The sequence below is a fragment of the Streptomyces musisoli genome (assembly GCF_016741855.1).
Lineage (GTDB): Bacteria > Actinomycetota > Actinomycetes > Streptomycetales > Streptomycetaceae > Streptomyces > Streptomyces musisoli.
This window is the reverse complement of the sequence record NZ_JAERRH010000007.1, coordinates 139,894-164,943: the sequence shown is the minus strand read 5'-3', so window position 1 is coordinate 164,943 and position 25,050 is coordinate 139,894. Positions and strand designations below refer to the sequence as shown.

The 25,050-nt window shown below is 69.7% G+C and carries 29 protein-coding genes and 1 tRNA gene; 5 read left to right on the top strand and 25 right to left on the bottom strand.

The window, feature by feature from the left end; translation table 11 throughout:
* The first annotated feature begins 30 nt into the window (after positions 1-30).
* Positions 31-444, top strand: a complete 414-nt coding sequence (locus JK361_RS20430; protein ID WP_201820372.1) for a pyridoxamine 5'-phosphate oxidase family protein — start codon at positions 31-33, stop codon at positions 442-444.
* Between the two features lie 139 nt (positions 445-583).
* Here the strand turns inward: JK361_RS20430 and JK361_RS20425 are convergent, their stop codons facing one another.
* Positions 584-919, bottom strand: coding sequence for a Rieske (2Fe-2S) protein (locus tag JK361_RS20425; RefSeq protein ID WP_201820369.1), 336 nt, complete (start codon positions 917-919; stop codon positions 584-586).
* A gap of 312 nt (positions 920-1,231) precedes the next feature.
* Between JK361_RS20425 and JK361_RS20420 the strand changes: the two genes are divergently transcribed.
* Positions 1,232-2,242, top strand: coding sequence for a helix-turn-helix domain-containing protein (locus JK361_RS20420; RefSeq protein WP_201820366.1), 1,011 nt, complete (start codon positions 1,232-1,234; stop codon positions 2,240-2,242).
* Between the two features lie 227 nt (positions 2,243-2,469).
* On the opposite strand, the gene JK361_RS20415 is transcribed toward JK361_RS20420, so the two are convergent.
* The 7 genes from JK361_RS20415 to JK361_RS20385 all read right to left on the bottom strand — a co-directional run bounded on the left by JK361_RS20415 (position 2,470) and on the right by JK361_RS20385 (position 10,672).
* Positions 2,470-3,513: a helix-turn-helix transcriptional regulator gene (locus JK361_RS20415; protein WP_236053275.1), complete on the bottom strand. Its 1,044-nt coding sequence runs from the start codon at positions 3,511-3,513 to the stop codon at positions 2,470-2,472.
* A gap of 294 nt (positions 3,514-3,807) precedes the next feature.
* Entirely contained in the window at positions 3,808-4,914 is a 1,107-nt protein-coding gene (locus JK361_RS20410) for a sugar ABC transporter substrate-binding protein (RefSeq protein WP_201820361.1), read from the bottom strand.
* A 480-nt stretch (positions 4,915-5,394) separates the two neighbouring features.
* Positions 5,395-5,844, bottom strand: coding sequence for a heat shock protein transcriptional repressor HspR (locus JK361_RS20405; RefSeq protein WP_201820358.1), 450 nt, complete (start codon positions 5,842-5,844; stop codon positions 5,395-5,397).
* Positions 5,845-5,848: 4 nt separating this feature from the next.
* Positions 5,849-7,018 (bottom strand): molecular chaperone DnaJ, encoded by a 1,170-nt coding sequence (gene dnaJ / locus JK361_RS20400; protein ID WP_201820355.1) that lies wholly within the window; start codon positions 7,016-7,018, stop codon positions 5,849-5,851.
* A gap of 33 nt (positions 7,019-7,051) precedes the next feature.
* Positions 7,052-7,708: a nucleotide exchange factor GrpE gene (gene grpE, locus JK361_RS20395; RefSeq protein WP_201820353.1), complete on the bottom strand. Its 657-nt coding sequence runs from the start codon at positions 7,706-7,708 to the stop codon at positions 7,052-7,054.
* Positions 7,705-9,552 (bottom strand): molecular chaperone DnaK, encoded by a 1,848-nt coding sequence (gene dnaK, locus JK361_RS20390; RefSeq protein WP_201820336.1) that lies wholly within the window; start codon positions 9,550-9,552, stop codon positions 7,705-7,707. The genes grpE and dnaK overlap by 4 nt, the downstream gene beginning before the upstream one ends.
* Positions 9,553-9,646: 94 nt before the next feature.
* Positions 9,647-10,672: an MraY family glycosyltransferase gene (locus JK361_RS20385; RefSeq protein ID WP_201820328.1), complete on the bottom strand. Its 1,026-nt coding sequence runs from the start codon at positions 10,670-10,672 to the stop codon at positions 9,647-9,649.
* A 200-nt stretch (positions 10,673-10,872) separates the two neighbouring features.
* Between JK361_RS20385 and JK361_RS20380 the strand changes: the two genes are divergently transcribed.
* Positions 10,873-13,155, top strand: coding sequence for a (Fe-S)-binding protein (locus tag JK361_RS20380; protein WP_201820325.1), 2,283 nt, complete (start codon positions 10,873-10,875; stop codon positions 13,153-13,155).
* A 240-nt stretch (positions 13,156-13,395) separates the two neighbouring features.
* On the opposite strand, the gene JK361_RS20375 is transcribed toward JK361_RS20380, so the two are convergent.
* Together JK361_RS20375 and JK361_RS42075 are read right to left on the bottom strand one after the other, a co-directional pair.
* A complete protein-coding gene (locus JK361_RS20375; protein WP_201820322.1) occupies positions 13,396-13,722 on the bottom strand; it encodes an antibiotic biosynthesis monooxygenase family protein in 327 nt (108 codons plus the stop codon).
* 32 nt (positions 13,723-13,754) lie between these two features.
* Complete coding sequence (locus JK361_RS42075; protein ID WP_262418722.1) at positions 13,755-13,880, bottom strand: hypothetical protein; 126 nt, start codon at positions 13,878-13,880, stop codon at positions 13,755-13,757.
* 447 nt (positions 13,881-14,327) lie between these two features.
* Here JK361_RS42075 and JK361_RS20370 point away from each other — a divergent pair, with 447 nt between their 5' ends.
* Entirely contained in the window at positions 14,328-15,287 is a 960-nt protein-coding gene (locus tag JK361_RS20370; RefSeq protein ID WP_201820320.1) for a Yip1 family protein, read from the top strand.
* Positions 15,288-15,422: 135 nt separating this feature from the next.
* Here the strand turns inward: JK361_RS20370 and JK361_RS20365 are convergent, their stop codons facing one another.
* The 3 genes from JK361_RS20365 to JK361_RS20355 form a co-directional block, all read right to left on the bottom strand.
* Complete coding sequence (locus JK361_RS20365) at positions 15,423-15,926, bottom strand: phosphoribosyltransferase (protein WP_201820317.1); 504 nt, start codon at positions 15,924-15,926, stop codon at positions 15,423-15,425.
* A gap of 13 nt (positions 15,927-15,939) precedes the next feature.
* The gene (dcd, locus tag JK361_RS20360; RefSeq protein ID WP_201820314.1) at positions 15,940-16,515 is read right to left on the bottom strand and encodes a dCTP deaminase; all 576 of its coding nucleotides are present in this window, start codon (positions 16,513-16,515) and stop codon (positions 15,940-15,942) included.
* A gap of 168 nt (positions 16,516-16,683) precedes the next feature.
* Positions 16,684-16,854, bottom strand: coding sequence for a hypothetical protein (locus JK361_RS20355; protein ID WP_201820793.1), 171 nt, complete (start codon positions 16,852-16,854; stop codon positions 16,684-16,686).
* A 258-nt stretch (positions 16,855-17,112) separates the two neighbouring features.
* Here JK361_RS20355 and JK361_RS20350 point away from each other — a divergent pair.
* Positions 17,113-17,186 (top strand) — tRNA-Gly (locus JK361_RS20350).
* A 49-nt stretch (positions 17,187-17,235) separates the two neighbouring features.
* Here the strand turns inward: JK361_RS20350 and JK361_RS20345 are convergent.
* From JK361_RS20345 to JK361_RS20290, 12 genes are all read right to left on the bottom strand, one after another.
* A complete protein-coding gene (locus tag JK361_RS20345) occupies positions 17,236-18,417 on the bottom strand; it encodes a tyrosine-type recombinase/integrase (RefSeq protein WP_201820311.1) in 1,182 nt (393 codons plus the stop codon).
* A complete protein-coding gene (locus JK361_RS20340) occupies positions 18,417-18,632 on the bottom strand; it encodes an excisionase family DNA-binding protein (RefSeq protein WP_201820300.1) in 216 nt (71 codons plus the stop codon). Before JK361_RS20340 ends, JK361_RS20345 begins: the two co-directional genes overlap by 1 nt.
* A complete protein-coding gene (locus JK361_RS20335) occupies positions 18,629-19,930 on the bottom strand; it encodes a replication initiator (protein ID WP_201820298.1) in 1,302 nt (433 codons plus the stop codon). The genes JK361_RS20340 and JK361_RS20335 overlap by 4 nt, the downstream gene beginning before the upstream one ends.
* Positions 19,931-20,061: 131 nt before the next feature.
* Complete coding sequence (locus JK361_RS20330; RefSeq protein WP_201820296.1) at positions 20,062-20,325, bottom strand: SpdD protein; 264 nt, start codon at positions 20,323-20,325, stop codon at positions 20,062-20,064.
* 36 nt (positions 20,326-20,361) lie between these two features.
* Positions 20,362-20,556, bottom strand: coding sequence for a hypothetical protein (locus JK361_RS20325; protein WP_060880374.1), 195 nt, complete (start codon positions 20,554-20,556; stop codon positions 20,362-20,364).
* Between the two features lie 26 nt (positions 20,557-20,582).
* On the bottom strand, positions 20,583-20,774 hold the full coding sequence (locus JK361_RS20320; RefSeq protein ID WP_201820293.1) for a mobile element transfer protein: 192 nt from the start codon (positions 20,772-20,774) through the stop codon (positions 20,583-20,585).
* Complete coding sequence (locus JK361_RS20315) at positions 20,774-20,974, bottom strand: RING finger protein (RefSeq protein WP_159770605.1); 201 nt, start codon at positions 20,972-20,974, stop codon at positions 20,774-20,776. Before JK361_RS20315 ends, JK361_RS20320 begins: the two co-directional genes overlap by 1 nt.
* 19 nt (positions 20,975-20,993) lie before the next feature.
* The gene (locus JK361_RS20310; RefSeq protein WP_201820290.1) at positions 20,994-21,674 is read right to left on the bottom strand and encodes a DUF2637 domain-containing protein; all 681 of its coding nucleotides are present in this window, start codon (positions 21,672-21,674) and stop codon (positions 20,994-20,996) included.
* 83 nt (positions 21,675-21,757) lie between these two features.
* Positions 21,758-23,134: an FtsK/SpoIIIE domain-containing protein gene (locus JK361_RS20305; RefSeq protein WP_201820287.1), complete on the bottom strand. Its 1,377-nt coding sequence runs from the start codon at positions 23,132-23,134 to the stop codon at positions 21,758-21,760.
* A gap of 5 nt (positions 23,135-23,139) precedes the next feature.
* Positions 23,140-23,490 (bottom strand): SCO3933 family regulatory protein, encoded by a 351-nt coding sequence (locus JK361_RS20300; RefSeq protein WP_073934345.1) that lies wholly within the window; start codon positions 23,488-23,490, stop codon positions 23,140-23,142.
* A 121-nt stretch (positions 23,491-23,611) separates the two neighbouring features.
* A complete protein-coding gene (locus tag JK361_RS20295; protein WP_201820284.1) occupies positions 23,612-24,340 on the bottom strand; it encodes a GntR family transcriptional regulator in 729 nt (242 codons plus the stop codon).
* A 65-nt stretch (positions 24,341-24,405) separates the two neighbouring features.
* Positions 24,406-24,870 (bottom strand): ATP-binding protein, encoded by a 465-nt coding sequence (locus tag JK361_RS20290; protein WP_201820281.1) that lies wholly within the window; start codon positions 24,868-24,870, stop codon positions 24,406-24,408.
* Positions 24,871-25,050: the final 180 nt, after the last annotated feature.

Below are 25,050 nucleotides of genomic sequence, written 5' to 3'. Positions count from 1 at the left end.
GGAGGAGTGCTTCCGGGCTAGGTTGCGCGCATGACGAGGCACTCCGTGGACCCGGTTTCCCCCGACGAGCCGTACCTCGCCTTCTGGCGCGAACGGCACCTGTGCACGCTGACCACCCTGCGTCCCGACGGCAGCCCGCACGTGGTGCCGGTGGGGGTGACCTACGACGCCGAGGTCCGGCTGGCCCGGGTGATCACCAGCGGGACGAGCGCGAAGGCCGGGCATGTGCGCGCGGCCGGGTCCGAGGGCGCCCGGGTCGCGGTGTGCCAGGTGGACGGCCGGCGCTGGGCGACGCTGGAGGGGCGGGCGAGGGTGCGGACCGAGCCGGAACGGGTGGCGGAGGCGGTGCGGCGTTACGCCGAGCGCTACGAACGGACGCCCCGCCCGAATCCGGCTCGCGTGGTGATCGAGATCGAGGTCGAACGGGCACTGGGGCACGGGTGAACATTTTCGGCCACCGTGGTGGCGCGCCCATAGCCGGAAATGTCCCCGCAAAACTGCAGCGGCGTCACCGTGTTCAGGTCACGGTGACGCCGCTGCGGGGGGAAGTACCTGAGCGATCTGTTACGACGGGGGAATCGCGTCAGGCACTGCGGGGGGTGGCCGAGATGGTCCTCAGGTCGGACTCCGCCGGCTCGCACAGCCGGTGGTCCCGCTGGTCCAGGTTCACAAAGATCATTCCGTACCGGATGGCACATCGCACCGGCTGCGGCGCGCCGCGCGGCTTGCGCAGGCACCGGAAGGCCCGTACGTCACCGTCGTCGTCCCGGGTGACGACGACCGGCTCGCCGAACACGGTCACCATCAACGAGTCACCACTGTGGGGGATGGCGGTGACCAGGTCGATGAAGTGCCAGCCGGAGCGGTAGGCGGTGGCCATTTCACGGCGGAAGGAGCGGTCGTCGGGTGGAGTGGTCACATCAGCTCCCAGCCACGTTCGCCGTCGACTCCGCCGCCGCTGCCACCGGCCAGACGCTGTCCGCCAGCACATGCCCCTTCGGGGCCAGCGGCCAGACACTGTCGCCCGCGTCATCACTCGTTCCGCCGGACCCTCCGATGAGAACCCCGACGGTAGCAACGGCGGCGAAGGTGGCGACAAGCACCGAGCGAAGCATTCTGTTACGCATAGTCGGCTTCGTCCTCACTTGAAGGTCCCCTCTTCCCCCGTCGAGTACGACGATGGCTCATTCGGGCACATCATTGCCACACGATCGGTGCATCATGTTCCTGCATGTTCAGGACCCTGGGGGGTGGAGATTTGGTAGCGAATCAGACTAAGGCGACACATCCCCATGCGATGACCGAGATGTGCGAAGAAGGCGGCCAACTTTATGCTGCCGCCCTGCGTACCGGGCGTATCGCCAGGGAAGATGCGGCGTCGGCTCCCTGCCTGATGGAGTTCGCCCTCCTCCACCCCGATCCCGACGATCCGGACTGGCTGCGTCCGGTCCCGCCCGCCGTGGCCCTCGCCCAGCGGCTCAATCCGATCGAGAACGAGATCACCGAGCGCCGCCGGCAGTCGATCGAACTCTCCGACGCCTTCGCCCCCTTCATGGTGCTCGGCGCCCAGATGTCGTCCAGCAGCGACTCCATCACCGTGCTGGAGGGCAGTGAACGCATCAACGCCGCGCTCAATCTGGCCACGTCCCAGTGCCAGACCGAGATGCTCACGGTGCAGCCGAGCGGCCACCGGCCCGAACACAGCCTCAAGCAGGGGCTGGGCCGCGACCGGCCGCTGATCGAACGCGGAGTGCGCATCAGAACGCTTTACCCGCACACCGCCCGGTACAGCTCCGAGCGGCTGGACTACGCCGCCCGGCTCTCCGACGGCAAGGTGGAGCAGCGCACCATCGACGGACTGGTCGAGCGGCTCATCATCTGCGACCAGACCGTCGCCTTCATCCCGACCCGTGACGACCAGAAAGTGGCCCTGGAGATCCGGCAGCCGGGCCTCGTCAGCTACCTCATCAAGGTGTTCGAGTTCATGTGGGACCACGCCGTCCCGCTGAGCGCCGGGGCCCCGTACGAGACCGCCCCCGACGGCATCACCGAGGTCCAGCACTCCATCGCCAAGCTCCTGGTCGAGGGGCACGTGGACGAGGCCATCGCCCGCCGCCTGGGCATGAACGTCCGCACCTGCCGCGCCCACATCGCCAAGCTGGCCACCGCCCTCGGCAGCGGCAGCCGCGCCCAGCTCGGCTATCTGATCGCCCAGTCCGGCATCCTGGACCGGGAGCAGTGACGCGCTGAGCGGCTTGGGCGCCGGACACCGCGCGCACCGCGTCGAGGACCCGTGCACCGCCGGACGGGAGCTGTACGAACGCGCGCTGCGGGAGGGGCACACAGCCGCCGCTGACGCGGCCGGTACGCCCTGCCTCGCCGGCTCCGGGCCGCTGCACCCCGCTCGGCCGCACATCGCCAAGCCCGCCGCCGGCCTCGGCAGTGGGAGCCGGGCGCAGCCCGGTCACCTCATCGCGCGGGCGGGGGTTCCTGATCCGGACCGGTGAGGGCGGTGCTCGGCAGGGGCGGCCGATGGCCGTCCAGGCCGACCTGGGCGATACGCACCCCCAGCTGGGTACGGCTGGCCGCGCCCAGCGTCTCCGACAGACGGGCGATGTGGGCCCGGCAGGTGCGCACGCTGATGCCCAGCCGCTCGGCGATCACCGCGTCCTGGTGGCCCTCGGCGAGCAGCGCGGCGATGGACTGCTCGCGGTGCGAGATGCCCTCGATGCCGGTGTCGGGGAGGGCCGCCGTCAGGGGGATGGCGAGCCGCCAGAGGCGCTCGAACACCGTCACCAGGTATTCGACCAGCGCCGGGTGGCGCAGCTCCAGGGCCATCGTGCGGTCGGCGTTGGCGGGGATGAAGGCCACCGTGCGGTCGAAGAGGATGAGCCGGTCGATGACCTCGTCCAGGGTGCGGGCCTCCACCGTGTCACCCATCAGTTCGAGGTAGTTCAGCAGTCCCTGGCCGTGCCGGGCGACGTGGGTGTACAGGTCGCGCATGCGCACGCCGCGGCCGCGCAGGGCGAGGGCCCGGTGCAGGCCCTCGGTCAGCTCGGCCTCCCGCCGGATGCCGCCGGGCTGCACGGTGAGCACCTCGGTGGTGCACGCCTCGGTCGCCTCGTCCATCGCGGCCTGGATGCGGGAGAGGCCGTCCAGGACGCGGATGGCGCTGCCCTCGGCCGGTGCCGCCAGTGCGTTCAGCTGCCGGCCGAGGCCCGCGTACCACTCGAAGGCGGCCACCGCCGAACCCACCCGCCGCTGACTGGCGCTGACCTCGTCGTAGACCCCGCGCAGCAGCCGGGTCATGACCTCCTGCGGGGAGGTCGGCACCAGCCAGTCCATGTCGTCGGGATCCGGGTGCAGCAGGGCCAGCTCCAGCAGACAGGGCACGGGCTCGGCGTCCGTGCGCCGCACCCGTCCCCGGCGTACGGCACGGGAGTACACCCGATCCCCGGCCTCACACAGCCGGTCGGCACCGTGAGGATGCTCCTCCGCCCCGCGCCCGGCCATCGCCCATTCCACCCCCGGTGTGCTGCCACTTCCGCAGCGCAACTATGCGCGGCGCCGACCCGGTCCGCAACACGGCTCCCCACAGAGGTGCGCCCAAAGCGCCCTGTTCTGCCCGGGTTTGGCGAGGCTCCGCCCCGCGCATTGCAACAAGATGAAGGTGGTGGCGCCGGCGTCACCTCGGCATCGCGGGCGTCGCTTCCCCCGGGTGCCCACGGCACCCGGAACGGTCCCGGCCGGGGTGCCCCCACTCCGGCCGGGCCACCCGGCCGCGTCCTGGAAACGCGGCGCCGGGGCCTACTTGAGGCCGAGCGTCGCGCAGGCCGCCTTGTACTTGGCGGTGCAGATCTCGTCGACCGAGTAGATGCCGTCGGCGACGACCGTGTCCTTGATGGTGTGCTGCGTCAGCGCGCTCACCTGGACCAGCTTGGACGGGATGTCCTTGAGGCTGGGGCTGTCCACCCGGTCCTGGGTGAGGGCGTCGAACTGGATGTCCTTGCCCTGGATCTTGGTGACGGCCATCTGCGCGGCGGCCTCGGCCTCGTCCGGGTAGGACTTGTAGACGCTCATGTACTGCTCGCCGTCCACGATCCGCTGCACCGCGTCGAGTTCGGCGTCCTGGCCGGTGATCGGGGGCAGTTTGGTGACGCCGGCCGACTTCAGGGCCTTGATGACACCGCCGGCCATACCGTCGTTGGCGGCGTAGACGCCGGCGATGTTGTCCTTGCCTATCGAGGCGATCGCCTGGGCCATCCTGCTCTCGGCGATCTCCGGCTTCCAGTCCTTGGTGTCGAAGGAGTCCGCGATCGTCACCTTGCCGGACAGCTCCGACAGCGCACCCCCCTTGAACTGCTTGGCGTTGGGGTCGGTGGGCGAGCCGTTCACCATGACGATCTTGTCGGAGGTGTCGACGCCCGACCCGAGGGCCTCCAGCAGGGTACGGGCCTGCACCTCGCCGACGAGTTCGTTGTCGAAGGAGATGTAGGCGTCGATCGGACCCTCGGCGAGACGGTCGTAGGCGATGACCGGAATGCCCGCGTCCTTGGCCTTCTTCACATCACCGGCAATGGCGTGCGCGTCCACCGCGTCGAGCAGAATGACGTCGGCCTTGGCGTCGATCATGTTCTGCAACTGCTCCGACTGCCGGGCGGCACTGGCGTCGGCATTCGCGTACTCGACCTTGCCCTGCTTACCGGTGAGTTCGGCGACCTTGCTCTTGATGATGGGGTAGTCGAACTTGTCGTAGCGGCTGTTCGCCTTCTCCGGGAGCAGCAGGCCCACGGTGATGTCGTTGCCCTTGGTCGGGCTCGCGCTCGCGCCGTCCTCCGTCGCGTTCAGCACGCCACAGCCGGCGAGCGAGAGGGTCATCGTGGACGCGGCCACGGACAGGACGATACGACGCATTCGGGGGCTCACTTCAGGTGCGTTCCGGACGTGGGTGCTGCAATACGACCCAGGTGTCTGAAAAGACAACGCGGATGCCACACCCGGCGTCAAGAAGAATCACTTAACGAGTGCGCAACACCACGCTCAGCAGCACCTGTGGAGGTCACGCGAAACCACCTTCAAGGGCTCTTTACGGGCCGTCCATCCAAAGGGAGTTCACGGGTCGGCAAAGACCGCACAACCGGCCCGTCCACCACGAGCCATGATCATCGGCGGCGCCGGCCCGCACCCCGATTCGATCAGAAGACCGAATGAACCCAGCCAGACGTACGCCCGCCGCAGCCGCCGCACACGCCGCCTCCGGCCCCCTCCACGGCACGGCCTGCGCACCCCTCGGGCCCCCTCCACGGCGCCGCCTGCGCACCGCGGCGGGGCGGGGCGGGGGAACGACGAGAGGGGCCCGGTGTCCGGGCCCCTCTTCGTGCGCGCCTGGGCGCGTCAGTCCTGCTGCTGCCGCTTCGGCCGCCACACCACCAACGCGCTCGTCTGCTGGACCTCCTGGTACGGCACCAGATCGCGCCGGTAGGAGGCGTGCACGGCCGCCTCGCGCTGCTGCATCGCCGCCGCCGCGCCGTCCAGGGCCGCCTCCATCTCCGCGAGACGGGACTGGAGCGCGGCGACCTGGTTCTCCAGTTCGATGATCCGCTTGATGCCGGCCAGGTTGATGCCCTCGTCCTGCGACAGCTGCTGCACCTGGCGGAGCAGCTCGATGTCACGGGCCGAGTAGCGGCGGCCCCGGCCCGCGGTGCGGTCCGGGGAGACCAGGCCCAGGCGGTCGTACTGGCGCAGCGTCTGCGGGTGGAGTCCGGAGAGCTGGGCCGCCACCGAGATGACGTAGACCGGGGTCTCCTCGGTCAGTTCATACGGGTTACGCCGACGGCCGTCCATACACTCAAGCTCCCTTCGCGGCCTCGAACAGCTCCGCCCGCGGGTCCTCGCCCACGGTTGCCTCGCGATACGCCTCCAGCGCGTCACGAGCCTTCCCCGACAAGTCCGTGGGGACACGCACCTCGACGGTGACGAGCAGATCGCCGCGGGTGCCGTCCTTGCGGACCGCGCCCTTGCCCCGCGCCCGCATCGTACGGCCGTTCGGGGTACCGGGCGGCAGTTTCAGGGTGACGGCGGGGCCGCCGAGGGTCGGCACCCGCACCTCGCCGCCGAGGGCCGCCTCGGCGAACGTCACCGGCACGGTGACGGTGAGGTTGTCGTCCTTGCGCCCGAACACCGGGTGTTCCCCGACGTGGACGGCCACGTACAGGTCGCCCGCCGGGCCGCCCCGCTCACCGGGCGCACCCTTGCCGCGCAGCCGGATGCGCTGGCCGTCGGTCACCCCCGCGGGGATGCGGACCTGCATGGTCCGCGACGACTTGGCGCGCCCGCTGCCCTTGCACTGCAGGCAGGGGTGCTCGGCGATCAGGCCGCGGCCCTTGCAGTCGGGGCATGGGTCGGTGAGCGAGAAGCCGCCGCCGGAGCCCCGCGCCACCTGTCCGGTGCCGACGCAGGTCGGGCACACGCGCGGTGTGCCGTTCTTGTCGCCGGTGCCCGAACAGGCCTTGCAGGGCGCCTGGGAGGACATCCTGAGCGGCACCGTGGCGCCCTCGATGGCCTCCGTGAAGCTCAGCGTGACCTCGGACTCGATGTCCTGGCCGCGCCGGGGCTGGGTACGCGTGCCCCCGGCGCCGCCACCGCGGTTGAACAGGCCCCCGAAGACGTCACCGAGCCCGCCGCCGAAGCTTCCGCTCTGGGCGTTGCCCCCGAAGAGGTCGCCCAGGTCGAAGTTGAAGGAGCCGCCGGCCGCGCCCGGTCCGGGGCGGAAGCCGCCGTTGCCGAACAGCGCGCGCGCCTCGTCGTACTCCTTGCGCTTCTTGGGGTCGCCGAGGATGTCGTTCGCCTCGGAGATCTCCTTGAAGCGCTCCTCGGCCTTGGCGTTGCCCTTGTTGGCGTCCGGGTGGAACTCGCGGGCGAGCTTCCGGTACGCCTTCTTGATCTCGGCCTCGGTGGCGTCCTTGGGGACGCCGAGGACCTTGTAGTAGTCCTTCTCGATGAAGTCCTTGGTGCTCATCCTCGACGTCCCTCCTTCCGTCCGGTGTCTACGTCAGCCCTCCTCCGGGCCACCGTTGTCCTTGTCGTCGGCCGCCGCGCCTTCCTCGGTGCCCTCGGCCTTGACCGTCTGCGCGCCGGGCTGTGGCTCGGCGACGGCCACCCGCGCGGGGCGGATGGTGCGCTCGCCGATGCGATACCCCGGCTGCAGGATCGCCACGCAGGTCGTCTCGGTGACGTCCGGCGCGTAGCTGTGCATCAGGGCCTCGTGGATGGTCGGGTCGAAGGGCTCGCCCTCCTTGCCGAACTGCTGGAGGCCCATCTTGGCCGCGACGGTCTCCAGCGACTCGGCCACCGACTTGAAGCCGCCGACCAGTTCGCCGTGTTCCCGCGCGCGGCCGATGTCGTCGAGCACCGGCAGGAGCTCGGTCAGGAGGTTCGCGATGGCGATCTCCCGGACCGCGACCCGGTCGCGCTCGACGCGGCGGCGGTAGTTCTGGTACTCGGCCTGAAGGCGCTGGAGGTCCGCGGTGCGCTCGCCCAGCGCCGTGCGCACCTGGTCCAGCTGTGCGACCAGACCGGCACTTTCGTTCGCGTCCCCGGCCGGGGCCGCCGCCTCCTCGGAGGCGGCGGCCTTCGGCTCGGCGTCGTCGGAGGTGGCGCCGGAGGGGACGTCGGGCTTCTCCTCGAAGCCCGGGGTCTCCTCCGTCACGCGGCACCGTCCTTGCGCTCGTCGTCCACGATCTCGGCGTCGACGACGTCGTCGTCGGCCTTGGCCTGGCCGGCACCGGCGTCACCGGCACCGTCCGCGGCCTGCGCCGCCTGGGCGTCGGCGTACATGGCCTGGCCCAGCTTCTGCGAGACGGCCGCGACCTTCTCGGTGGCGGTGCGGATCTCGGCGGTGTCCTCGCCCTTGAGCTTCTCCTTCAGCTCGGCGACGGCGGACTCCACCTCGGTCCTGATCTCGCCGGGGACCTTGTCCTCGTTGTCCTTGAGGAACTTCTCGGTCTGGTAGACGAGCTGCTCGCCCTGGTTACGGGTCTCGGCGGCCTCGCGGCGGGCGTGGTCCTCCTCCGCGTACTTCTCGGCCTCCTGGCGCATCCGGTCGACCTCGTCCTTCGGCAGCGAGGAGCCGCCGGTGACGGTCATCTTCTGCTCCTTGCCCGTGCCCAGGTCCTTGGCGGTCACGTGCATGATGCCGTTGGCGTCGATGTCGAAGGCGACCTCGATCTGCGGGACGCCACGCGGCGCCGGCGGCAGACCGGTCAGCTCGAACATGCCGAGCTTCTTGTTGTACGCCGCGATCTCGCGCTCACCCTGGTAGACCTGGATCTGCACGGACGGCTGGTTGTCCTCGGCCGTCGTGAAGATCTCGGACCGCTTGGTCGGGATCGTGGTGTTGCGCTCGATGAGCTTGGTCATGATGCCGCCCTTGGTCTCGATGCCGAGGGACAGCGGGGTCACGTCGAGGAGCAGGACGTCCTTGACCTCACCCTTGAGGACACCGGCCTGGAGGGCGGCGCCGATGGCGACGACCTCGTCCGGGTTGACACCCTTGTTGGCCTCGTTGCCGCCGGTCAGCTCCTTGACGAGCTCGGCGACGGCGGGCATACGGGTGGAGCCGCCGACCAGGACGACGTGGTCGATCTCGCCCAGGGCGATGCCGGCGTCCTTGATGACGTTGTGGAACGGCGTCTTGCAGCGCTCCAGCAGGTCGGCCGTCAGCTGCTGGAACTGCGCCCGGGTGAGCTTCTCGTCCAGGTGCAGCGGGCCCTCGGCGGAGGCCGTGATGTAGGGCAGGTTGATCGAGGTCTCGGTGGAGGAGGACAGCTCGATCTTGGCCTTCTCGGCGGCCTCACGGAGGCGCTGGAGGGCCATCTTGTCCTTGGACAGGTCCACGCCGTGACCGGACTGGAACTGCTTGACCAGGTAGTCGACGACGCGCTGGTCCCAGTCGTCACCACCGAGGTGGTTGTCGCCGTTGGTGGCCTTCACCTCGACGACGCCGTCGCCGATCTCCAGCAGCGAGACGTCGAAGGTGCCGCCACCGAGGTCGAAGACGAGGATCGTCTGGTCGTCCTTGTCGAGGCCGTACGCCAGCGCGGCGGCGGTCGGCTCGTTGACGATGCGCAGGACGTTCAGACCGGCGATCTCGCCGGCCTCCTTGGTCGCCTGACGCTCCGAGTCGTTGAAGTAGGCCGGGACGGTGATGACCGCGTCGGTCACCTTCTCGCCCAGGTAGGCCTCGGCGTCCCGCTTGAGCTTCTGCAGGATGAACGCGGAGATCTGCTGCGGGTTGAAGGGCTTCCCGTCCAGCTCGATCTTCCAGTCGGTGCCCATGTGGCGCTTGACCGAGCGGATGGTCCGGTCCACGTTCGTGACCGCCTGGCGCTTGGCGACCTCGCCGACGAGCACCTCACCGTTCTTGGCGAAGGCGACGACGGACGGCGTGGTCCTGGCGCCCTCGGCGTTGGTGATGACGGTGGGCTCGCCGCCTTCCAGAACGCTGACGACGGAGTTAGTCGTGCCCAGGTCGATGCCGACCGCACGTGCCATGGTTGATTCCTCCAGCTGACTTGAGTGGAACAGGCTCAAGTGTGCACGAGGAGATTCTCGGGGTCAACAGACCTGAGTCAGCAAGGCTCAACTCTTATCCGTTCCTTACACGCAACCGCCCGCTGACCTGCGTAGATGTCGTAGGCCGGGGCGGCTGGGCAGGACTCCGAAGGAGTACGAGCACCAGAACGACGAGGACCGCCCCGCCGGCCACCCAGAGCGCGGCCCTGCTTCCGGTCCATCCCGCGTGCACCAGTACCCCCACGAGCACCGAGGAGAAGGAAGCGGCCCCCAGCAGCACGACCGACCCCTGCGGAGTGAGCCCGAGCCTCCGCAGCCGGTGCGCGAGATGGTCCGGGCCGCGCCGGAGCAGCGGACGCCGGGCCACCGTCCGGGCGAGGACCACGAGCAGCGCGTCCGCGACGGCGACGGCGCTGAGGCAGAAGACCACCGCCACGCTCGGCCCGAGTTCGTACCCCGCGCGCGTGAAGACGACGGCGGAGGACAGCAGGAACCCCGTGAACAGGGAGCCGCAGGCGCCGAGGCCGATCCGCGCCGGATGCCAGTTGTGCATCAGGAAACCGGTGAGGGCGGCGGCGACCACGCTCAGCAGCACGGCCAGCCCGTCCATCACCTCCGCCGCGGCGCACGCGCCCACCCCGAAGGCGGTGACCACCCCGACCGTGCCGGCCAGGCCGTCGGCATGGTCGAGCCCCTTGAAGGCGAGCGAGGCGAGGACGATCCAGCCGACCGCCAGCATCCCGCCCGGCACGCCCGTCTCGTCGTACGGCACCACCCAGGCGGCCGCCACGACCGTGCCGGCGACGAGCACGCGCGTGCGCAGCCGCCACACGTCGGCCACCAGACCGAGCCCGGCGACCGCTGCCGCCGCCGTCAGCAGGTCGCCGACCCCCTCACCGAGCGGGGCGACCCGGCTCCACTCCCCCACCCCGGCGACCAGGCAGGTGACGGCCACGACGGCGAGCCCGCCGAGGAGCGGCAGGGGCCGCTGCCAGCGGCGGTCGAGGATGCCGGCCCTCAGGGCGGGCGCCCGGAAAACCGCCGCGAGCACGGCGGCGAGTAGCAGGGCGGCGGTGGCGGCGGCGATCCCGTAGAGCACGGCTCTAAGGTAGGGGCGAAATTAGCAATTCGGTATGAATAACACGATCCGATTGCCTGGCGGCGACCCATATCACCCCGCGCTCTGCTGCATCTCGACGGAAGATAGGGGTACTCTCAGACGGACTACATAAGTTACCGCTTAGTAACGTCGATCAGTTCAGACAGCTCGTTCAGACCGAGGCCGCCTCAGGAGCCCCAATGCAACTCGCCGCGATCATCGTGTCGCTGGTCCTGATCGTGGTCGGCGTGGCACTGTTCGGCCGCGCCCTCCTGCAGATCTACAACTTCATGCGGCTGGGCCAGCCGGTGCCCGCCGGTACGCGGACCGACGATCCCGCACAGCGCACCATCACCGTGGCCAAGGAGTTCCTCGGCCACACCCGGATGAACCGCTGGGGCATCGTCGGCGTGGCGCACTGGTTCGTGGCGGTGGGCTTCTTCTCCCTGCTGCTGACGATCGTCAACGCCATCGGGCAGCTGTTCCAGGCGGACTGGCTCCTGCCGATCATCGGTGACTGGGCGCCGTACAACGTCTTCGTCGAGTTCCTCGGCACGATGACGGCCCTCGGCATCCTCGTCCTGATCGTCATCCGCCAGCTGAGCAAGCCGGACAAGCCGGGCCGCAAGTCCCGCTTCGCCGGCTCCAACTTCGGCCAGGCGTACTTCGTCGAGGCCGTCATCCTCATCGTCGGCGTCTGCATCTTCATGCTGCACGCCCTCGAAGGCGCCCAGCACCACGTGGACGGCTACGAGGCCTCCTTCTTCATCTCGTACCCGGTCGTCGCCTGGCTGCGGGACCTGGACGTCTCCACGCTCCAGAACCTCACCTACTTCTTCGCCGGCCTGAAGATCGCGACCTCCTTCATCTGGATGATCACGGTCGCCCTGAAGACCGACATGGGCGTGGCCTGGCACCGGTTCCTGGCGTTCCCGAACATCTGGTTCAAGCGCAACGCCACCGGTGAGACCTCCCTCGGCGCGCTGCTGCCGATGACCTCCGGCGGCAAGCCGATCGACTTCACCGACCCCGGTGACGACGACGTCTTCGGCGTCTCCCAGGTCGAGCAGTTCTCCTGGAAGGGCCTGCTGGACTTCTCCACCTGCACCGAGTGCGGCCGCTGCCAGTCGCAGTGCCCCGCCTGGAACACCGGCAAGCCGCTGTCCCCGAAGCTGCTGATCATGTCGCTGCGCGACAACGCCCACGCCAAGGCGCCCTACCTGCTCGCGGGTGGCGGCAAGACCGTGGAGGGCGAGGAGAAGGCGTCCGAGGAGCAGCTGGCCGGCGTTCCGGCCGCCGCCCTCGCCGAGGCCGAGCGTCCGCTGATCGGCACCGCCGAGGAGAACGGCGTCATCGACCCGGACGTCCTGTGGTCCTGCACCACCTGCGGCGCCTGCGTCGAGCAGTGCCCGGTGGACATCGAGCACGTCGACCACATCGTCGACATGCGCCGCTACCAGGTGATGATCGAGTCCGCGTTCCCGTCCGAGGCGGGCACGATGCTCAAGAACCTGGAGAAGAAGGGCAACCCCTGGGGCCTGGCGAAGAAGCAGCGCCTGGAGTGGACCAAGGAGGTCGACTTCGAGGTCCCGGTCGTCGGCAAGGACATCGAGGACCTCACCGAGGTCGAGTACCTCTACTGGGTCGGCTGCGCCGGCGCCCTGGAGGATCGCGCCAAGAAGACGACCAAGGCCTTCGCCGAGCTGCTGCACATCGCGGGCGTCAAGTTCGCGATCATGGGCGGCGACGAGAAGTGCACCGGTGACTCCGCCCGCCGCCTCGGCAACGAGCCCCTGTTCCAGGAGCTCGGCATGGAGAACGTGATGGCCCTGAACACGGCGTTCGGCGAGGAGCTGGACGACGAGGGCAAGGTCACCGCGGAGTCGAAGAAGCCGAAGTCGGCCAAGAAGATCGTCGCCACCTGCCCGCACTGCCTCAACACGCTCGGCAACGAGTACCCGCAGCTCGGCGGCGACTACGAGGTCATCCACCACACCCAGCTGCTCCAGCACCTGGTGGACGAGGGCAAGCTGATCCCGGTGACCCCGGTCGAGGGCATCATCACCTACCACGACCCGTGCTACCTGGGCCGCCACAACAAGATCTACACGCCCCCGCGCGAGATCATCGGCAAGGTCCCCGGCCTGCGCAACGAGGAGATGCACCGCCACAAGGAGCGCGGCTTCTGCTGCGGCGCCGGCGGCGCCCGGATGTGGATGGAGGAGCGGATCGGCAAGCGCATCAACAACGAGCGCGTCGACGAGGCCCTCTCCCTCAACCCGGACATCGTCTCCACCGCCTGCCCGTTCTGCCTCGTCATGCTCACGGACTCCGTGAACGGCAAGAAGAACGACGGCAAGGCCAAGGAGTCCATCCAGGTCGTGGACGTCGCCCAGCTCCTGCTGGACTCGGTCAGGACGCCGGTCGACCCGGCGGGCGAGCCCGAGACCGAGAGCGAGCCGGAACCGGAACCGGTGAAGTGACCGACCACTGAAAACCCCGACGGCGCCCCCTGCCCCGCACAGGCAGGGGGCGCCGTCGTATGCACGGCGTGATCGGCGGATCCGTTCCACCGCGATGGAGGCCGTTCTCCGTAAACCCGCAGGCCGGCCCGATCCGCCGTTCCTTGGGTGTGGAACCGATCTGCCGATCAGTCCCCCCGCGGCCGCCGGGCCGCGGGGGGTGGGGGTGGGGGTGGGGGTGGGGGTGGGGGTGGGGGTGGGTTAAGGGGTTTTCGGGGATGCCTGCTGGACTACCTCGAAGGACCACAGGGTGGAGCCGGAGGCCGCCGGCTTCGGACGCTCGCCGCCCTCGCCGCCGCCCTGGTGCGCGGACTTCATCGGCCCCTCCATCCACGCCTGGAAGGACTCCTCGTCACGCCAGCGCGTGTAGACGAGGTAGGTGTCGGTGCCCTCGACGGGCCGCAGCAGCTCGAACCACTCGAAGCCGTCGGAGTTCTCCACCGCGTGGGCCCGCGAGGCGAACCGCTTCTCCAGCACCTCCCGCTGCTCGGCGGGCACGGTCAGCACGTTGATCTTCACTACGCTCATGGACCCATCCTGGACCATGCCCCCGACCGTTCTCAGAAGCCGGTCGTGACGGCGTACACCAACAGGACGAGTACGAAGCCGCCCCCGGCGAACAGCAGGGACACCGCGTTCGCCTCCTGCCCGAGCAGGATCGGGCGCCAGGCATGCTCATCAGGCAACCGAACATGGCGCCGGAGGCGAGCGCCACCAGCAGCCAGACGCCGGCCGTACGGCCCTTGACCGTTGGTGTGGGGCGGCGTGGCCGCCGGGTGCGCGGCGGCGCGGGTGGTGGCGCTGTGGGCGCTGCGGCTCACCGGGGAGGACGGACCCCCGAGCCCCGCCGACCGGCCGTGCAGCGCGGGCCGGCCCGGGGCGGCCGCACCTCACCTTCTGCGGATGCCCCGCCATGCCTCGCCCGCCTGAACACCGCCTCCGGCGCACGGTCCTGCTCCCCCGGGCTCGGGCGGTGCTCCGCGAAACTCCCGGGGAACCCTGAGCGGTCCCCGACGGTCCCCTGGTACCGCGGCCTGACGGTCCCTTAGGGGATGTCACAGGTCGGCCGCAAAGCCGGGCCCTGAGCGCCGGGCCCGGCCCGTCGGCCGCCGGGACCAGGTACGTTCGATGACGTGGCTGGATTCAGGATCGGACGCGGGGGCCGGGACAACCGCACCCCCCAAGGACAGCAGGCTCCCCAGGGACCGTCGCGCGGACGCGGGCAACGCCCCGCTCAGCCCAGGGGTCCGTCTCACGGACAGCCGTCGTACGGGCGGCCGGGCCCCTCGGGCCCGTCTTACGGCTACCCGTCGGCGCCACAGCCGTCGTACCCGCAGCAGGGGCAGCAGTACGGCTACCCGGGGCCGGCCGACGACGGACCGGAGTACTTCGGCGACGGCGGCTACGCGCAGCCCGGGCACGCCCCGCACGACCCGTACGCGGCCAACAACCCGGGCCACACCCAGGCGTTCTCGGTCGACGAGGCCGCCGGCTACACCCAGGGCTCGACCTACCACGCCGGCTCGGCCGCCGCGCCCGCCGGCCCGGTCGGTCCTCCCCTGCACTGGAAGGCACTGCTCAAGGGGGTCGTCTTCGCCCCCGACCAGACGTTCCTGCGCATGCGGGACTACACGATGTGGGCCCCCGCGCTCATCGTGACCTTCCTGTACGGCCTGCTGGCCGTGTTCGGCTTCGACGACGCCCGCAAGGACGCGATCGACTCCTCGTTCTCCACCACGGTGCCGATGGTGCTGCTGGCGGCCGTCGCGATGGTGGTGGGCCTGTTCGTCCTGGGCGTGGTCACGCACACCCTGGCCCGCCAGCTGGGCGGTGACGGCGCCTGGCAGCCCACGGTGGGCCTGTCCATGCTGATCGCGGCCCTCACGGACACGCCCCGCCTGGTCTTCGCCATGTTCTTCGGCGGCGACGCCGGCTTCGTCCAGGTCCTCGGCTGGGCCACCTGGATCGGCGCGGGCGCCCTGCTGACCCTGATGGTCTCCCGCTCCCACGACCTGCCCTGGCCGAAGGCGCTGGGCGCGTCGGCGATCCAGCTGGTCGCGCTGCTGTCGATAGTGAAGCTGGGCACGTTCTAGCGGTCGCCGGCCACCGGATGCGACAGGGCCCTCGGCAACATGCCGAGGGCCCTCGGTGTACGACGCCCCGGGCCGGGCGTGGACGGCCTGCCGGGCGTGGACGGCCTGCCGGGCGTGCCTGGCGTGGACGGTTCGCTACGCGTCGAGGACCTGTCCCTCACGCTTCACCACGGGCGGCTCGACGCTCCACGGGAAGTTGATCCAGTCATCGGTGCGCTTCCACACGTACTCGCACTTCACGAGCGAGTGCGACTTCTCGTAGATCACCGCGGAGCGCACCTCGGCGACGGTGTCGAGGCAGAAGTCGCGGACCAGCTTCAGGGTCTTGCCGGTGTCCGCGACGTCGTCGGTGATCAGCACCTTCTTGTCGGAGAAGTCGATCACGTTCGGCACGGGCGCGAGCATGACCGGCATTTCCAGGGTGGTGCCCACGCCGGTGTAGAACTCCACGTTCACCAGGTGGATGTTCTTGCAGTCGAGGGCGTAGGCGAGCCCGCCGGCGACGAACACCCCGCCACGCGCGATGCTCAGCACGATGTCGGGCTCGTACCCGTCGTCGGCGATCGTCTGCGCCAGCTCCCGGATGGCGGACCCGAACCGTTCGTAGGTCAGGTTCTCCCGCACGTCTGCGTCGGTCATGTCGTCGTAGCCCTCACACCTGGGTCCGATGGAAATTGAGATAGGACCGCGAGGCGGTCGGCCCGCGCTGCCCCTGGTACCGGGAGCCGTACCGCTCGCTGCCGTAGGGGTGCTCGGCGGGCGAGGACAGCCGGAACATGCACAGCTGACCGATCTTCATCCCCGGCCACAGCTTGATGGGGAGCGTGGCGAGGTTGGACAGCTCGAGCGTGACGTGACCGCTGAACCCGGGGTCGATGAAACCGGCGGTGGAGTGCGTGACCAGACCCAGCCGGCCGAGCGAGCTCTTTCCCTCGAGCCGCGAGGCGAGATCGTCGGGCAGGGTGATGACCTCGTAGGTGGAGGCCAGCACGAACTCCCCGGGATGCAGGATGAACGGCTCATCGCCCTCGGGTTCGACCAGGCGGGTCAGATCGGCCTGCTCGACGGAGGGGTCGATGTGGGGGTACCGGTGATTCTCGAACACCCGGAAATACCGGTCCAACCGTACGTCGATGCTCGACGGCTGCACCATGGATTCGTCGTAGGGATCGATCCGCACCCGCCCGGCGTCGATCTCGGCCCGGATGTCCTTGTCTGAGAGAAGCACGTAGCGAGGATACGCAAGGCGCGCGGAGCCGTGGCAATCACGACGGCTCCGCGCGCCCGCTGTCACACTCCGACTACAGCCGGTCCCTGACCTTCCCGTTTGCCGCCGTACCGCCCGGTGCCGGTTTCCGCTCGCACCGCTCGGTACCGCCTACCGCTCGTACCGCTGCTACCGCTTCTCCATGACCACGGGCACCGCACTGCGGAGCCGGGCGCATCGCGGACACCGCACGAGCCGGCCGGGGCCGAGCCGCTCGGCCTTCTGCATCGGGAACGAAGCGGTGCTGAAGACGTGCCCGTCCGCGCAGCGGACGACGGTGCGTTCCATCAAGTCCCTCAAGTCCCTTCCCCAAGAGCCTCGTCCGGCGATTCTGCCCGGACGACAAAAGCCACATTACGGGATCAAAGAGACGACTCTCCAGGCGGCACTCCGGCCTCCACAGCGCCTCCACGGTACGCCCCAACTCGAGCCGCCCGCAGCCGGATCCCACCCTGAGACAGACTCAAACCCCCGGGATTCGAGCACCAGGGGTCTGCGATGATGTAAAGTGAGCGAGCGTCCGGACACGGGGTTCATCGAGACCATGTCCGTACTTACGCGGGTGTAGTTTAATGGTAGAACATCAGCTTCCCAAGCTGAGAGCGCGAGTTCGATTCTCGTCACCCGCTCCACGAAGAAGGCCCAGGTCAAAGACCTGGGCCGTTTTGCTGTCCGGTGCGATCACTCGCCGCGTGCCAGATTCGTGCCAGAAGGCTTGTCGGGCCCCTTGTCGCGCTGGGTCTCCCTGACCGCAGCCCGAGCCTTCCGCACCGTCGCATCCAGCCCGGCGGCCACCTCCTCCTGCCGCTCGTCGTCGGAGTGCTGATAGATCAGCGCCGCCTTCTCCGAGGACTGCCCGGCACGCACCATGGTGTCTTTGAGCGTGGCACCGGAGCGCGTGGACAGCGTGTGCCCGGTGTGCCGAAGGTCGTAGAACCGGAAACCCTCGGGCATCCCCACGACCTCCCGCGCCCGCCGCCACTTCCGCCCGAAGGTGCTGCGCCGGAACGGAGCGCCCTTCTCCCCTACGAAGATCAGCCCATCGGGGCCCGGCTCGGCGTAGCTCTCCAGATGCCAGCAGAGCTCCCGGCGGAGGAACGCGGGAAGAATCACAGTCCGGGTGCCCGCCTCCGACTTGGTGTCGCCCTGGACGCGCCGCCCGTTCATCCGCTCCGGCTCGGCGAGGCGGACGCGGACGCGAAGGTTGTCGAGGTCGACGTCTCGGCGGCGGAGGCCGGCCAGCTCTTCCGGCCGCATCGGGCCGTACGCGCCCAGGTAGACCATGAGCCGCCACCGCATCCCCACCGCTTCGGCGAGGGCATCCACCTGGGCGACGGTCGCGATACGCCGCTCAGCCGCCTTCTCCTTCCCCGCTCCCTTGATCCGGCACGGGTTGCGCGTGATCAGCTCGTCGTCCACGGCCGTCTCCATAATGGCCTTGAGGAGCCGGTACGCCTTGGCAGTCATCGTCTTGGCGTTCGTGGTCCGCAGCCGATCGGCCCGCCACTCGCGGACACGCGGAGCGGTGATCTCGTCCAAGTCCGACTCGGCGAAGGCGAACAGGTGCTTGTCGAGGAGGTATCGGTACAGGTCGCGGGTGAGCGGCGCGAGCTCCCGTTCATCGACCCACTTGTCTGCGTAGGCCCGGAAGCTCACCGCACCTGCCTCGGGGTCGCGCCACTCCCCCCGGCGGATCTCCGTCTGTTTCTCGGCAAGCCAGTCGTCGGCGTCGGCCGTGGTCTCGAAGGTGACGGGAGCCGGACGCATCACGCCGTCAGGGCCCGGATAGCGAGCCTGGTACCGGCCCGAAGGAAGCCGTCTGATCGCGCCGAAACGACGGCGCCTGCCCTTGCTGTTGGCCATCAGGCAGCAGCCCTCCCGAAGCGGGAACGAGGCCGACGCAGCGGCTCCACAGTGCGCGAGGCGAGGTATTCGCGAAGTGCACTCTCAGGAATGCGGACGTGCCGGCCGACCTTGACGTACCGGATGCGCCGCTCCTCGATCAGCCGCCGGGGGAAGCGCGCAGTCGTGCCCAGCAGCTCGGCCACCTGGTCCACGGACAGGTAGCGCTCGTTCATGTGGTCGGCTCTCCTTCCGTTCCGGGAGCAGGTTCGAGGGATGCGGCCAGCCAGGTTTCGCCCGCGCTGAGGCCCGTTCCGGCGAAGACCCAGTGCGCGAGGACGAGCGTGGTTTCGCCGTCCTGGGGTGCGGGCGAGGCAGCTTGGGCGCGGCGCCATTCGGCGCGGGCGTCGCGGAGTGCGCCGAGGGTGGTGGAGTAGCGGCGGGATTTGGTGGAGAAGTGGCCGCGGAAGCCGAGCATGTGCGCCCAGGCTCGTAGGCGGAGGTCGGCCAGCTCGGGACGTGCGCCGAGGGTCCAGGCGGTTCGGATGAGGCGGCGGGCGTGGTCGGTGATCCGGGCCCCGGCCAGCTCGGCGAGGAAGCGGATCGGCCGGTCGAGGGTGCCCGTCGCGGTCTCGGCGCCCTTGGTGGCGTACTTGGCGATGTACGCGGCTACAGCCCGCTCGGTCAGCTCCTGGCCGCCGTCGAAGTCGGACGAGCGGATCGGGCGGACGTCGAGCTGACGGCCGAAGGCGAAGGAGTGTGCCCGGCCGTCGACGGTCGGGCCGTGGACACGGGCGGCGGTGGCAGCGGCACGGATCGCGTCACCCAGCAGCTCAGCCGTGGCCCAGGCCGGGGGCGAGGTCTCGCCTCCCTCGGGGCCGTCGAGGCGGATGACCGCGTGGAAGTGGACGGCGCCGCGCTTCTGGTACTCGGCGACCTTGGCGAAGGAGATGCGGGCGTGGTCGCGGAAGGCCCGTTGCGTGAGGCCGGCGCGCTTGGCGACCTCACGGCGGAGGTAGATGGAGAACCGGCGCCAGAGGGCCCCGGCCTGCGCGTTCCAGAGCACGGCCGCTTCGTAGTCGTACGTGTCCGGGTCGAGGGGCGTGCCGAGGGCCGAGTCCGTGTCGTCGTGCCGGGCACCGCAGCGGCAGGGCCGTCCGCTGGAGGGGCGGTTGTGGACCGGGCCGAAGCTCGGCGCGGTGAACGTGGCGAAGACGCGTGGGTGCGTGCCGACCTGCTCGGGGGTGCCCTTGCCGCCGCGGAGTCCGGCGGTGATCAGGTGGTAGGTGTCGCGGCGGTAGACCTCGGCGCAGGCCGGGCAGCGGGTGGCACGGCGGTTGTTGCAGCGGACGAGGAGGTTTCCGGCGGGGAGGGTGGTCGAGTCGAGGTGGTGCAGCACGCGCCCGACCTCACCGGTCGTGGTGTCGACGGCGTACTCGGTGCGGTGGCCGTCGAGGCGTACCGGGTGGGTGCAGCCGCCCAGGCCGGAGAATTGGCGGGCCAGTTCGGGCAGGGTGCCGAGTGAGGCGAGCATGGAGAGTTCCGCCAGCGGTGGCGGAGTCTGCCGGGTGATGATGGGTGTTCCTTTCGGCTGTTTCGGCGGTTGGGAGGGACGGCCCCGGGGCGGCGGGATGCTTGGCGGCTTGTTGCCGCCCCGGCGGCCGGTCAGCGCTTGGGCGCGCTGTTGACGAGGGAGCGCAGGACGACGGCGGCGATGGCCACGGAGATGGCCGACACGGTGACCGCCGCCAGGAGCGCGGTGAGGACGACGCCCACGACGACCACGGCGGCGACCGCTCCGACCCCGACGCCCACGAACGGGGCGACCGGGCGACCGGCAGAGTGAGCCGGAACCGGGGCGTGCTCCTGCGGGATGTGCATGGTGATGCTCGGGACGTGCGGAGTGTCGGGCATCTTGGGACGGAACACGGCGGGTCTCCTTTGCGGTTGCTTGCGGTCGTTGGCTCAGTCGCGGTTGCCGTTGACGACGTCGACCCCGGAGCGGGTGCCGGACTCGATGGCCGGGGCGAGGACGGTGTGCGAGAGCCAGAAGCCGAACAGGGCGATCACGACGGCGACCCACAGGCGGATGCCGAGGAACTTGATCGCGGCCCAGGCGATGACGCCCAGGACGAAGACGAGCGGCAGCGAGACGGTCACGGGATCTCCTCGGGTGTCGTCTCGGATCAGCGGACGGCGCAGCAGTGGGTGCGCGCGGCCAGCTCGGCGGCGGCCCGGCTGTCGTAGTCGGTCGAGAAGCCGCAGCGCGGAGCCGTGCAGGCGGCGGTGTGCTTCTCACGGCCCCGGCCGTCGTAGTACGTGCCGACCTGGACGGGACCGATGCGGACGAGGTTGCGGAAGCGGCGGTTGGCGGGCATCAGGGGTTCTCCTTCTGGTCGTCGCCGGTCTCGCCGGTGAAGTCGGTGACGTGGTCGGCGAGCCAGCGCAAGATCTCGTCGCCCTCGTAGCTGTCGGCGGCGAGGATCACGGGTTCGGCGATGAGCACGGCTTCGGTGAGGCGGTTCTGTCGGGTCAGCTCGGCGGCACGCTTGAGTGCGCGGAGCGTGGACGGTCGCAAGGTGGAAAGTCCTCCGAGATCAGGTGAGTTGATCGGCGATTGCTTCGGCCAGCGGCAAAGGGACGCCGAGCCGGGCGCGAAGGGTTGGAGTGTCTATGGGGGTACCGGTCCGGGCGTGGTGCTCGTCGGCGACCTTGCGGGCGAGGGCGACGAGGGCAGGCGGTACGGCAGCGGACGGCACGGGAGCGGACGAGGGTTGAGCCGACACGACTTCGACGGACGGAAGCTCGGCCACCGCTACGGGCGGCTCCACCTCTGTCTCTCTTGCGGGCGGTTGCGGTGCCGAGTCCGTGATCGTCGAGGGCGGTTCGGTGTCGGTCGCGGCGTGGGATGTCTGGGGTGCGCCGTGGGCGAGGAGCGTGCCGCCGAGGAAGGCGACCGCGGGCCAGCCGGCGACGAGGATGCGCAGCCAGGCGGGAACGTCGTCCAGGTCGAGCAGTCCGGCGGTGGCGACGTTGGCGCCGAGTGAGGCCGCCAGCGCGACGAGGAACCACCACCACCCGGCCGCTTTCGACTCCCCCGAGCGGAGTCGCCGCCAGGCCGCCACCATCAGCAGGTCGACGGAGACCGGGTAGGCCCACGCCTTCCAGCCGTCCTGTCCGGCGGCGAAGGCAAGGTCATGCAGGTGGGCGAAGGACAGCGCGGCGGCGATGAGCGCCTGGACGAGTACGGCGTCCACACGGACGGGCAGGGCACGCACGGCGCGACTCCTTCCGGTTTCGGGCATGGGTGGGGTAGGGACATGGCGCGGGACGGTCGCGCCGACCGTGGGAACGGGTGCGGCTACTCGGCGACGGGGCGAGGAGCGGCTACCGGCCCGGAGGCCTCCACCAGCGCGGGAGGGACGTAGGGGCGGAAGGGCGCGAGGGCGGGCACGTCGGGTGCGAGGTGGGCCGCCTCACGGCAGATGGCCGCCGCTTCGGCGAGGGACAGGTGAGGCGTGCGGATGCGGGACCAGCCACCGGACGTGTCGCCGACGACGGCGAGGCCGGGCAGCTCGGGTGCGATGGCACAGGCTGCGAAGACCGCTTCGGGGGCGATGTCACCGAGCGCCATCTTGGCGGAGGCTTCATCGTTGACGCGGTGGCAAACACGGCCGGTCAGCTGCGCCCGGAGCATGGTGGCGCCCTTGCCCAGCTCGGCGCCGAAGCGCTGCCCGCACACCTCCAGATAGATGCCGGCCGCACGGCCGAGCTGAGCGAGCCGGATGAGCTGGGTGACCATCTCGTCCCGCCGTTCCTCCTCCTTCTTTGTGGCGACAAGGAAGAGTTCCGCCACCTCGTCGATGAACAGCACGATGGGAGTCGGGCGTTCGTCGTCGGGCAGGCCCCAGATGTCCGAGGTGATCAACTCATCCGGAGTACCGGGGGCGATGCCCTGCCGCGCCTTGATCAGGTCGTAGCGCTCCTCCATTTCCTTCACCAGCACGGGCAACAGCTCGGCCGCCTGTACCGGGTCGGTGGCCAGGGCGGAGAGCCGGGCAGCGAACGGCGCCAGCTCCACGCCCCGCTTGCAGTCGATCCCGACGAGGACAACCGGCTGGGCAGCCAGCCCGGCGAGCAGGTTCCGCAGGAACATGGACTTGCCCGACAACGTGGCGCCGAGAACCAGTTCATGCGGTACGGCCCGGTAGTCCCGTACGAACGCCGTCGCATCCTCGCGCAGAGCCACCGGCACCCGAAGCGGTCCGGGGACGGCCCGACGAGGCATCCGCACGTTCCGCAGGACGTCGAAGCCGACGAGCCGCAGTTCCACGACTCCAGGCTTCACGTCCCGCACGTACACGGCGTGAACACCCCAGGCGTGCCACAGCCGTTCGGCCGAGGCCGCCACATCCGCAGGTTCCTGTCCCGGAGCCAGCCGCAGCCGGAGCCGCAGACCGGTCGAGGTAGGCCGGATCACGCCCCGCCGAGGCGGTACGGGCCGGACCTCCCGCCGAGTGGTCGCCTTGACGGCCAGCGCCCGCAACCGGGACGGCGGGACCGTCAGGCCACACGCGTCCATGGTCGAGGAGTACGAGGCCAGCAGCCGGGCCACCGAGATCGGCAGCCCGACCGTGGACCAGTACGCCGCAGGGTGGGCGTGCCGGGCGTAGAGCGCGCCGCCGCCTATCGCAGCAAGCGGCGCACCCCACTCGGCCAGCGTCACCAGGTCGGTCACGGCGATCAGCCCGCCTGCGCCATCGGGAAGGCACCCGGAGCCACGGCGGTGGCCCGGTAGGCGATGCCGTGCCGCTGCTGGCCGTTGAACACGCTCTCCCACGGCCGGGCGACGAGCCCCGGCAGCGAGACAGGAGCGCCGACCGTCAGCCCGTCGGTCACCCCGCTCTCGGGGATGGTGACCTGGATCAGGGACGACTCGCCTTCGTCGATGAAGACGACGCCGACCGTCATCAGTGCCTCACCGCTCACGGCATCCTTGGCGATCTCACCGGTCTGCCGGTCACGCACCTTCGGCGCCGGCGCTTCGGTGAGCAGGATCGTGGCGGTCGAGGCGTCAACGCGGATCACACGCACAGAGATTTCTCCTTCGAGTCGATCAACCCGCCACCTGACAAGTTGACTTAGCAAGTTCGAAGCTAGAGATGGCAGGTTGACTTGTCAAGGGAGTTAGGGGCGAACTCGCCTGGATCAGGCGTCAGTTCAAGCGATAGGTGTCTTCGAGTTCCTGACGGTCGGCCGGAAGCAGCACATCAGAGACTTGCAGCGCCTGTCCGGACGCATCGCACGCGATGACCAGGATGCTGAGCACGGGCACACCGTCAGGCAAGCCCAGAAGCTCGGCTTCACCACTCTCAGGCAGTCGAGCCGAGACCCGTTCCGTCACGTGGTCATAGCGGACCTTTTTCCGAGCCTCCACATGCTTGCGCACACTGCCGCTCAGGGCATCAGTGCTCGCCAACTCGGTCCCCTCGACCAGGCCGGCGGGGAAGTACGTCGAGACCAACTCGACCGCTTCACCCTCCTCCTCCGCAAGGAAACGGCGCATGAGGACCTTGGCTCGCTTCGGGAGCCCTAGCGCGGAGGCGATCCGCGCGGGAACAGGCATCTCAGCAACTTCGACCAGGCGCCCGGAGGACCGCGACTCGTCGCGATTCAGGACCGCTCGCCCCCGCCGGTCCTGTTGCTCAACGACTTCAGGACGGCCCCGGACGATCGTGCCGTACCCCTGCCGAGACTCCAGCCAGCCGTCCCGCTTGAGCAGTTCCAGGGCCCGCACGACGGTCGGGCGGGACATTCCGAAGGACTGCACCAGTTGGTTCTCACTGGGCACCCGAGTGCCAGGCGGATAGGTGCCGTCCTCGATGCGGCGCTGAATCGTCTGCGCGAGGCGTACGTACTTCGGTGCCTCCACTTCATACGCCATGAACGCCGCCGCCTGTCGAGATTGGCCAAGTCAACTGGTCAACCAGACTAGCGACAACTGCGCCGTCAGAACAGAACGGGCCCGAAGACCTCATCAGGCGACCATGCGTCGGCCATGGTGAACGAGACAACCGTCCCGCCGAAGCGGCTGGGACCGGAGTGCCACGAGTCGGCGATGGAGTCGACGAGGAGCAGCCCGCGCCCGTGGGCATCGCTGGCGTCCGGCTTCCGCATGCGCACACTCGCCGGGAATCCCGGATTGTGTACCTCCACCCGAAGTGACGTCTCCACGCGATACCACGCAACGCGCACCACCCAGCTCTCATCAGCCCGCCCGTAGAGAATGGCGTTAGTCACCAGCTCCGAGATCATCAACGCGCAGTCGTCGATCGAGCAGGCCGGGTTGTACGGGGCGATGAACTTCCGGAACCATCGCCGGGCCCGAGGGACGGACTCCGCGACGGGGTGCAGGGTCATGGCGCCGAGTCGCGGCGAGTCCGCAGAGGGATAGCGGTCGATCGAGTAGGCCATCCGCACTCACTCCTTGCCGCTGCCGTCGCAGTCGAGGCAGCGTCGTTTCGACGTGGCACGGACGCGGTCATTGGCCGTCGAGAGCGCCAGAGCCGTACGGGAGCCGACGCGCTTCCAGCCGCGCCCCCGACATCCCCGGCAAGTTGCACGCGCGCCCTGGTCCGGCCGCTGACTCGTCAC

Bases quoted from the DNA above. Each gene is read 5' to 3' on its own strand.
- JK361_RS20430 (WP_201820372.1), top strand. From the start codon at position 31: ATGACGAGGCACTCCGTGGACCCGGTTTCCCCCGACGAGCCGTACCTC.
- JK361_RS20420 (WP_201820366.1), top strand. From the start codon at position 1,232: ATGTTCAGGACCCTGGGGGGTGGAGATTTGGTAGCGAATCAGACTAAG.
- JK361_RS20415 (WP_236053275.1), bottom strand. From the start codon at position 3,513: ATGGCCGGGCGCGGGGCGGAGGAGCATCCTCACGGTGCCGACCGGCTG.
- JK361_RS20410 (WP_201820361.1), bottom strand. From the start codon at position 4,914: ATGCGTCGTATCGTCCTGTCCGTGGCCGCGTCCACGATGACCCTCTCG.
- JK361_RS20405 (WP_201820358.1), bottom strand. From the start codon at position 5,844: ATGGACGGCCGTCGGCGTAACCCGTATGAACTGACCGAGGAGACCCCG.
- dnaJ (WP_201820355.1), bottom strand. From the start codon at position 7,018: ATGAGCACCAAGGACTTCATCGAGAAGGACTACTACAAGGTCCTCGGC.
- dnaK (WP_201820336.1), bottom strand. From the start codon at position 9,552: ATGGCACGTGCGGTCGGCATCGACCTGGGCACGACTAACTCCGTCGTC.
- JK361_RS20380 (WP_201820325.1), top strand. From the start codon at position 10,873: ATGCAACTCGCCGCGATCATCGTGTCGCTGGTCCTGATCGTGGTCGGC.
- JK361_RS20375 (WP_201820322.1), bottom strand. From the start codon at position 13,722: ATGAGCGTAGTGAAGATCAACGTGCTGACCGTGCCCGCCGAGCAGCGG.
- JK361_RS20365 (WP_201820317.1), bottom strand. From the start codon at position 15,926: ATGACCGACGCAGACGTGCGGGAGAACCTGACCTACGAACGGTTCGGG.
- JK361_RS20345 (WP_201820311.1), bottom strand. From the start codon at position 18,417: ATGGCCAACAGCAAGGGCAGGCGCCGTCGTTTCGGCGCGATCAGACGG.
- JK361_RS20340 (WP_201820300.1), bottom strand. From the start codon at position 18,632: ATGAACGAGCGCTACCTGTCCGTGGACCAGGTGGCCGAGCTGCTGGGC.
- JK361_RS20335 (WP_201820298.1), bottom strand. From the start codon at position 19,930: ATGCTCGCCTCACTCGGCACCCTGCCCGAACTGGCCCGCCAATTCTCC.
- JK361_RS20320 (WP_201820293.1), bottom strand. From the start codon at position 20,774: ATGCCCGCCAACCGCCGCTTCCGCAACCTCGTCCGCATCGGTCCCGTC.
- JK361_RS20295 (WP_201820284.1), bottom strand. From the start codon at position 24,340: ATGGCGTATGAAGTGGAGGCACCGAAGTACGTACGCCTCGCGCAGACG.
- JK361_RS20290 (WP_201820281.1), bottom strand. From the start codon at position 24,870: ATGGCCTACTCGATCGACCGCTATCCCTCTGCGGACTCGCCGCGACTC.